An 8,532-nucleotide genomic window follows, 5' to 3' on the forward strand; every position below is an offset into this window, starting at 1 on the left:
GAGTCAGTACGTGACGAACCGCGACGGCCCGGCGGGACGCCGGTCCGATTCGATCCCGTTTTCCGCCCGGCAACGAATCGCCAGCCATGGACGAAGTCATTCGCGCTCGCGGCCACGAGAACGTCAGCGCCGAGCACGCGAGCACGTTCGAAGTGACGACGGACGACTACCTCACTCCCGCCGGCGACTGCATTCTCGCGGTCGAGGCCGACCGCGCGCCGGCGGACTTCGACCCCGAATTCGTCGAGGCGTGTCGGGACGCCGATGCGACGATCACGGTCACGATCGAGGCCGGCGGGTACGCGGAGTCCGTGACCGGGCGGGGCGATCCCGACCTCGAGTTCGCGAACGAGCGCAGCGCGGTCGGGCGCACGAGCGAGTACGTCGACGACCGGACAGTCGTGGTGGATTCGGAGTTCGCGGCCGAAGGCTTCGATCGCGACCTCGTCGCCGCGCTGGCCGACGGGGCCGAGGCGACGGTGACGATCACCGTCGAGTAGACGGTGGCGTGGCGGTACCGACCGCGGGGATTCCTCGAACTGTGGCCGCTGCCGGCGGAGAGTCCGTCGCGGTTTTGCTCTCGGAGTCCGAACGGCGAGGCATGAGTGACGATCCGGAACCTGCGGTCAATATCAGCGGTGGCACGGCGGGCGGCGGGGCGGCGGCCGAGTTCGATCCGGCGACCGCGGACACCCGCGCGGAGGAGGTCGTCGACCGACTGGGCGAACTGTTCTGGCAGAAGGAGTACGGCGGCCGCGATGCGTTCACCTGCCTCGTGCGAACCATCCTGAGCCAGAACACCAGTGACAAAGCGAGCCAGCCGGCTCACGATGCGCTGATCGATCGCTACGACGGCGACGGTATCGACCTCGCCGAATCCCTCGCGAGCGCCGAGCGATCGACGCTCGCCGAAACGATCAGCGGCGCGGGCCTGTACAACCAGAAGTCCGAAACCATTATCGACACCGCCGCGTGGGTCCTCGAGGAGTTCGGCTCGGCCGCGGCGTTCGACGCCTTCGTCAAAGACGAGGAGCCGTCGGTCGTCCGCGAGACGCTTCTCGAGGTACGGGGCGTCGGGCCGAAGACCGCCGACTGCGTCCTGCTCTTCGCGGGCGGTCGCGGCGGCGTCTTCCCCGTCGACACGCACGTCCATCGGATCTACCGGCGCATGGGGATCGCAGACGCGGACGCGGACCACGAGGACGTTCGGGCCGTCCTCGAGCGCGACGTCCCCGCGGCGAAGTGCGGCTTCGGTCACACTGCGACGATCCAGTTCGGCCGGGAGTACTGCACGGCGCGCAAACCGGCCTGTCTCGAGGATCCCGACGCCTGCCCGATGGCCGATCTGTGCGATCAGGTCGGCGTCTACCCCGCGACGGACGAGGTCGTCGATCCCACCGAGACGCTCGAATAGCGGTCGAGAATCGGGTGTCCTCGGTATCGGTCGACGATCTCGTCCCACGGCTGCTGAGTCGCTCGTCCACGAGGCGCGTCGGAACTGCGAGGTCGTGGTTCCCACCCAGTCGGTAGTTGGGGAATGAACTGCAGACATGGCGTATGGGATTCATTCGAAAGCGTTTCGAGCTTCACAACTGTTTTATGTTGGAATCGGGGTAGACCCGGGGTACCAATGCCTGCAAACCCGGATCGGGTTGCAGAGACGAGCGAGTCAGAGTCGGAATCGACATCGACAACCGAACGAGTGCGGGAGTCCGTCTCGCGTCGAGGATTGTTGTCGGCGACGGCGGCCGGATCGGCGACCGCCCTGGCCGGCTGTACGGAACTGGTCTCCAGCGGCGGCGGCGATCCGCTCCGCGTCAGCGTCTGGAGCGGGAACTACGCGGACCGGTTCAAGAAATCGGTGGTCCCCAGATACGAAGAGGAGTTCGACGCGGAGATCCAGGTTCAGGAGGGCTGGAGCGATATTCTCAGCAACATCCAGACGGCGCCGGACGACGACCCGCCGTACGACGTCACGATCACGGAGGGGAACTTCTACTACTACGGCCGACAGGACGACCTCTTCCACGAGATCAGGCGGGAGAACGTCCCGAACGCCGACGAACTCATCGATCACTACGCGGAGTTCCGGAGCACGGAGTACGGGATGCCGGTCGACGGTGCACCCTGTACGATCGTGCACCGGGAGGACATCGACTTCGAGCCGGAGTCCTGGGCCGACCTCTCCTCGACGGCCGTCCAGGAAAGTAACGGGGTGGGCGTCGACACCGGCTTCTGGTGGTATCCGATGTACGCCGCGGCCGTCGGTATGGACGACCGAGAACTCGGGGAGGAGATGCACGATCCCGACCTCCACGACGACGTCTTCGAGACCGTTCGAGACTGGCCGATCGAAAGCTGGGCGAGCTCCGGCGAAGACATCTGGCAGGCCTTCCAGAACGACGTCATCGACGTCGCCCAGTGGTACTACGAGCAGGTGGAGTACGACATCGACAGCTACGACGGGCTGACCCACACGATGCCCGAGGAGACGACCGGGTATCTGAACCACTGGTGCGTCGTCAAGGGCACCGACAAGCGAGACCGGGCCGAGGAGTTCGTCAACTTCCTCATGGACGCCGAGGTCCAGTCGGCCTGGTCCGAGGAGATGCCGACCCTGTTCTGTAACGAGAACACCGAGTACGCCGGCGACCTGGCCGACGATCTGCCCAGCAACAGCGAGGAAGCGGCCAACATCGCCTTCCCGGACTGGGAGTTCCTCTCGGACTACAGCGGGGAGCTCTCCAACGAGTTCACCGCGATGCAAACGAACTCCTAACAGACGTTATCGCACCTGCTTTCGTTACCCACTCAATTCATGTCAGAAATTACGCTTTCCGGACTCGAGAAACGGTACGGAGACACGCTCGCCGTCGAGGACGTCTCGGTGACGATCGACGACGGCGAACTGCTCTGTCTGCTCGGGCCAAGCGGGAGCGGCAAATCGACGACGCTCCGGATGCTCGCCGGCCTCGAGACGCCGACCGACGGCACGATCCACATCGGCGACGAGGACGTGACCGACCGCCCCGCGTACGAACGCACCACCGCGACGGTGTTCCAGGACTGGGCGCTGTTCCCCCACAAGACGGTCATCGAGAACGTCGCCTTCGGACTGAAGATGGAGGGCGTGGGGAAAACGGAGCGCCGCGAGCGGGCCCGCGGAATGCTCGAGCGCGTTCGAATGGAGTCCCACGCCGACGAGAACCCGATGAACCTCAGCGGCGGCCAGAAACAGCGGGTCGCACTCGCGCGGGCGCTGGCGGTCAACCCCGACGTGCTGTTGCTCGACGAGCCGCTCTCGAACCTCGATAAACGGCTCAGCGAGGACATGCAGATCGAACTTCGCGAGATCCACGAGGAGTTCGAGGAGACGTTCGTCCACGTGACCCACGATCAGGACGAGGCCTTCACCCTGGCCGATCGGATCGGCATCATGGCGGAGGGCAACCTCGTGCAGGTCGGGGAACCCGACGAGGTCTACGAGAATCCGAAGAACCGGTTCATCGAAGGGTTCCTCGGCGATACGAACTTCGTCGAGGGCACGGTCGAACGAACGACGCCGGACTCGATTCGCGTCGAGACCGAACTCGGTCGCGAAGTCGTGCTCTCGACGGCGAACCCCGACGCGCTCACCGAGGGAACGTCGCTGACGCTGTCGCTTCGTCCCGAGATCCTCTCGACGGAATCGGCCGAATCGGGGTCCGAGGACGACGCGACGGGTCGGCCCGCGCTCGCCGACGGCAGCACGACGAACTCCATCGTCGGGACGGTCGAGAACGTGCTCTACCGGGGGTCGACGGTTCGCTACTCCGTCGCAGTCGACGGGACGTCGATGTTCGTCGAGCGCACCGTCGCCGACTCCGGCGAGTTCGACGCCGGCGACGAGGTCCGGATCAGTTGGGACGGCGCGGACGTCCTCGCGTTCCGGGACGACGGCTCGAGGGTCGACCTGTAACGATGTCCGGAACCCACTCGTCGTTACCGGCACCGGTCGCTCGAGTCTGGGAGCCGCTGCTGGAGCGATCCCGCTCGAAGCGGGCGCTGTTGCTGATGGCACCGCTCCTGCTGTTCGAGTTGCTGCTCTTCGTCGCGCCGTTCCTGATCCTGCTGCGGATCAGCGTCACCGAGGGATCGACGGACCTCCGATACGCTCCCGGGACGTGGTCGCTCGAGGGGTACGCGGAGGTGTTCTCCACCGACGTGCTGCTGAGCGCCATCGCCTACTCGTTCAAGATGGGGCTGACCGCCACGGCGATCACGGTCGTGATCGCGACGGGGTACGCCTACGCGATCTGGCGAGCCGAGGGACTGCTCAAATCAGTGCTGCTGTTCTCGGTCATCCTGCCCCTGCTGACGACGCTCGTGATCAAGACGTACGCGTTCTGGCCGCTACTCTCGCCCACGGGGACGGTCAACGACGTCCTGGTCTCGTTGAACCTGATCTCGGAGCCGATCCAGTTCGTTCCCGGCACGATCGGCGTGATCGTGGGCCAGGTCTACATCGTGTTGCCCTACGCCGTGCTGGCGATCTACAGCGTGCTGTCGACGATGGACTGGGGGCTCGTCGAAGCCGCGCGCGATCTCGGGGCGAGCCGCCCTCGCGCGTCGCTCGAAATCGTCGTTCCCCAGGCGATGCCCGGAATCATCGTCGCGACCGTGATCTCCTTCGCCTGGAGCGTCGGCGCGTACGCCGCCCCGGGCCTGCTCGGCGCCGGCGACGATCTGGCGTTCGCGCTCGAGGTCGAACAGCGGTTGCTGTCGAACCTCCAGTGGGAGGTCGCGACGGCATACGCGCTCGTCATGCTCCTCCTGATGCTCGTGAGCGTCGCCGCTCTCACTGCCGTTCTCAACGTCTTCGGAGGTGAGTTCGAATATGCATAGAGAGACGATCGAGGACGCGCTCTTCAGGGCGTCCTACCTGTCGATCCTGGCGTTCATGCTGTTACCGCTCGCGGTCGTCGTGGTGACTTCCTTCGCGGAGTCCGGCCAGCTCCTGTTCCCGCCGGAGAACTACTCGCTGGTTCACTATCGCGGGTTCTTCGAGGAGACGCGCTGGATATCGGCGTTCGACAACAGCATCCTCGTCGGCGTCGGAACGACGATCGTCGCGACCGCGCTCGGCGTCACGGCCGCGTTCGGGCACGAACTCGACGACGGGCGGGCCGGTCAGCTGCTCGCACCGCTCGTCCTCGTCCCGCTGCTGATCCCGCCGATCATCCTCGGGATCTCGATGCGCGTGTACTTCGTCAGGGCCGGCATGGACGCCTCGTATCTGAGCATCATCCTCGCACACACCCTGTGGGCGACGCCGCTCGTCTACTTCGTGATGCGGTCGGTGTTCAGCCGGTTCGACTGGCGACTGCTCGACGCCGCGCGCGACCTCGGTGCCGGCCCGATCCAGTCGTTCGTCTACGCCGTCCTCCCCAACGTCAAACACGGGATCTTCGTCGGCGCGCTCCTGGCCTTCATCGTCAGCCTTCAGGAGTTCGTCATGGCGCTGTTCCTCTCGAGTCACAACACCGAGACCATTCCGGTCGTCGCGTGGACGACGCTGCGACAGTCGCTGGACCCGATGGTGAGCGTCGTCTCGACGTTCCTCATCCTCATCTCGATCGGCGCGATCGCGGTCGCGGCGATCGCGACGAACCTGGACTGGCTCTCGAAACAGCTGTCCTGATCGGCCGCCGCTCAGCGGCCGATCGTCCCCTGACGGGTGATCGGCGCGTCGGGATCGATACAGAACGCGACGACGAGCGACTCCTCGGTCGCCGTCACGGGGACATCGCCCTCGCCGGTCACGAGTGCGCTTTCGGTGTAGCCGATTGCTGCTCCCTCGTCACCGACCGTCACGGCACCGTCGAACACGTAGAGATAGGTGTCCCAGCCGGGTCGGGACGGCAGCGTGGCGGTCGCGCCGGCCTCGAGCCGACAGTCGTAGAAGTCGACCTCGTTCCGAACGGATAGCGGCGCGTCGCCGCCCTCGGGGCCGAACAGGTGGCGCCACTCGTTGGGGGCCGCGTCGGGAATCGGCTCGTGCTGGATCCCGGGCTCGAGGTCGAGGCTGTGCGGGCGGACGAAGATCTGTAGCATCCGCAGCGGCGGGTCGTCTTCGTAGGTCTCCTCGGCGTGCCAGAAGCCGCTGCCGGCGTTCATCACCATCACGTGTTCCGGGTCCGTGACCAGTTCGTTACCCAGCCGGTCGTCGTGGCGCATCACGCCGTCGGGTACCCACGAGATGATCTCCTCGTTGCGGTGCTGGTGCATTCGGATCAGCGTCCCCGGATCCATGAACGACTCGACGACCGTCGCCAGCGGCCCGTAGCCGTGGTCGTCGTGTCCCGGGACCGCGTGCCCGGGGAAGTTGAGGTGGATTCTGAATTTGCCCTGATTCTGCGAAACGTCCGTTCGCGGAGCCGTGTGGATGCGAGTTCCCGTTTCCGCTGCCGTCGAATCGTCCATTACGTCGTGGTAGGTCGCCGGGCGTAAATGAGTTCTGCGCGTCGGTACGCCAGTTGAGGGCCGTACGGAGGGCAGTCGGCAGCGGCTCGCTGGACGTCACGCCGGTAGTGCCAAAACGTTAATGACTCATGCAGAGTATACAGTATTGACAGCATTACACATATTTTCTCTCATAGTACGACGACATCCCTCGAGTGGTCTGCCGGTTCGAGTATCGACCGTGTGAGCGGGGCGACGTCGCGGTGGAGGCGGCGACGAGACGTCCCGACGTGGACCCGCTCGAGGCGACGAATCCGTTCCCCAGAGCGCCGTCTATGACGTACGAATTCACTCCGCTCGCGTTGCCGTACATCGCCGCTACCGTCATCTGTACCGTGCTATTGGCGACGATCTGGCATCACCGTGACCGCCGGGGTGCGAAGGGGTTCATCCTCGACATCGTCGGCGTGATCGTTCTCTCCGTGACGGTGACCCTCCAGCTGTCCGCCACGGTGGAATCACTGAAACTCTTCTGGTGGAACTGGCGATTCATGGCGGGGCCGTTCATGGCGATCGGCTATCTGCTGATGGCGGTCGAGTATACTAACAACGAGGAGTACATCACCTATCGAAACGGCGCCGTCCTCGCCGTCGTTCCGGTGTTGGCGCAGTTCGCCGCGTGGACGAACCACAGTCACGGATTGCTGTACTCCGCCTCGTTCGACCCGACAACGGGGCTCCTGATTCCCGCATTCGAACCGTTGTACTGGGTGTACGCCGCTGTGATGATGGCGTATCTCGGTCTCGGCGTCTACCTCCTCGTCCGGCTGTTTCGCTCGCTGCCGGGGTTCGAAAAGCAGGTGGGAATTCTCGTCGCGACGATACTGTTCGTGACTCTCGGACTGGTCGTCTGGTGGCTCGGACTCGTCACCCTCGATACGCTCGCCCTGACGAGCACGGTGAAGGTCGTCGGCTTCTACATCGCAGTCGATCGGTTGCAGCTCCTCGATATCGTCCCCGTCGCACGGACCAAAGTGATCGACAACATGCAGGACGCCGTCTTCGTCGTCAACGCGGCGAATCGGATCGTCGACGCCAACCCCTCGGCCAAGCGGTTCGCGGGCACCGACGTCGTCGTCGGAGACCCGCTCGAGGACGTGTTTCCCTCCCCCGTAATCTCGGAGTTCGACGACGTCTCCGAGGCTCAGAGCGAACTCTCGATCGATATCGACGGCGAACCCAGGCACTTCGCCATTCAGATCTCGCCGCTCACGAGTTCCCGAGGGAAACGGACGGGTCGGCTGATCGTCCTGCGAGACGTGACGCAGTTGAAAAACCGCGAACGGGAGCTGACCGTGCTCAACCGGATCGTTCGCCATGACATCAGAAACGAGATGAACGTGATCACCGGCCGCGGCGACCTCCTCTCCGAGCACGTCGAACCCGACGGCGAGGACCACCTCGACTTGATGCTCGAGAGCAGCAATCACGTCATCGAACTCACCGAGGTCGTCGGCGATCTCATGGAGACCCTGACTACCGACGGCGATCTGGACGTCAAACCGGTTCATCTGGAGCCGGTCGTCTGGAACCAACTCGAGAAGGCCCGCACCAGCTACCCGCAGGCCGAATTCGAGCTGGGCGACTACTCGTCGTCGGCACCGGTCGTTCGCGCGAACGAGATGCTCTCGTCCGTCTTTACCAACCTCCTCAACAACGCGGTCTTGCACAACGGATCGGACACGCCCCGCGTAGTGGTCTCCGTCGAGGACCGGGACGAGACGGTCCGCGTCCGCGTCTCGGACAACGGCCCCGGCGTCCCCGACGGACAGCGCGAGGAAATCTTCGGTCGCGGCGAGAAGGGCCTCGAGAGCGAGGGAACCGGCGTCGGCCTCTACCTCGTCGCCACCCTCGTGGGGGGCTACGGCGGCGACGTGTGGGTCGAAACCGCCGACCAGGGAGGCGCGTCGTTCGTCGTCGAACTCCCGAAAGTCGAGACTCCGTAAGGTCGGGTATCGGTGCCGAACGTGTTTCGACGTGGCCGACTCGAGCGCCCGCCTCTCCGTCGAGGCGGGCGCTCGAGTCACGGGG

The 8,532-nt window shown here is 64.9% G+C and carries 8 protein-coding genes; 7 read left to right on the forward strand and 1 reads right to left on the reverse strand.

Features of this window, described 5'->3' with window-relative positions:
- The first annotated feature begins 86 nt into the window (after positions 1-86).
- From NDI89_RS11260 to NDI89_RS11285, 6 genes are all read left to right on the forward strand, one after another.
- Positions 87-500 carry a DUF371 domain-containing protein gene (locus NDI89_RS11260; RefSeq protein WP_277521668.1) on the forward strand — a complete coding sequence of 138 codons (414 nt, stop codon included), beginning with the start codon at positions 87-89 and terminating at the stop codon, positions 498-500.
- A gap of 101 nt (positions 501-601) precedes the next feature.
- Positions 602-1,414, forward strand: a complete 813-nt coding sequence (locus tag NDI89_RS11265) for an endonuclease III domain-containing protein (RefSeq protein WP_277521669.1) — start codon at positions 602-604, stop codon at positions 1,412-1,414.
- A gap of 216 nt (positions 1,415-1,630) precedes the next feature.
- Positions 1,631-2,779: an ABC transporter substrate-binding protein gene (locus NDI89_RS11270; protein ID WP_277521670.1), complete on the forward strand. Its 1,149-nt coding sequence runs from the start codon at positions 1,631-1,633 to the stop codon at positions 2,777-2,779.
- Positions 2,780-2,818: 39 nt separating this feature from the next.
- Positions 2,819-3,958: an ABC transporter ATP-binding protein gene (locus tag NDI89_RS11275; protein ID WP_277521671.1), complete on the forward strand. Its 1,140-nt coding sequence runs from the start codon at positions 2,819-2,821 to the stop codon at positions 3,956-3,958.
- A 2-nt stretch (positions 3,959-3,960) separates the two neighbouring features.
- A complete protein-coding gene (locus tag NDI89_RS11280; protein ID WP_277521672.1) occupies positions 3,961-4,884 on the forward strand; it encodes an ABC transporter permease in 924 nt (307 codons plus the stop codon).
- Positions 4,877-5,680, forward strand: a complete 804-nt coding sequence (locus tag NDI89_RS11285) for an ABC transporter permease (protein WP_277521673.1) — start codon at positions 4,877-4,879, stop codon at positions 5,678-5,680. Before NDI89_RS11280 ends, NDI89_RS11285 begins: the two co-directional genes overlap by 8 nt.
- A gap of 11 nt (positions 5,681-5,691) precedes the next feature.
- Here NDI89_RS11285 and NDI89_RS11290 read toward each other — a convergent pair whose 3' ends face one another.
- A complete protein-coding gene (locus NDI89_RS11290) occupies positions 5,692-6,462 on the reverse strand; it encodes a pirin family protein (protein ID WP_277521674.1) in 771 nt (256 codons plus the stop codon).
- A gap of 314 nt (positions 6,463-6,776) precedes the next feature.
- On the opposite strand from NDI89_RS11290, the gene NDI89_RS11295 reads away from it, so the two are divergent.
- The gene (locus tag NDI89_RS11295; protein WP_277521675.1) at positions 6,777-8,447 is read left to right on the forward strand and encodes a histidine kinase N-terminal 7TM domain-containing protein; all 1,671 of its coding nucleotides are present in this window, start codon (positions 6,777-6,779) and stop codon (positions 8,445-8,447) included.
- The last annotated feature ends 85 nt before the right edge of the window (positions 8,448-8,532 follow it).

Source organism: Natrinema salsiterrestre (genome assembly GCF_029502005.1).
GTDB classification, from domain to species: domain Archaea; phylum Halobacteriota; class Halobacteria; order Halobacteriales; family Natrialbaceae; genus Natrinema; species Natrinema salsiterrestre.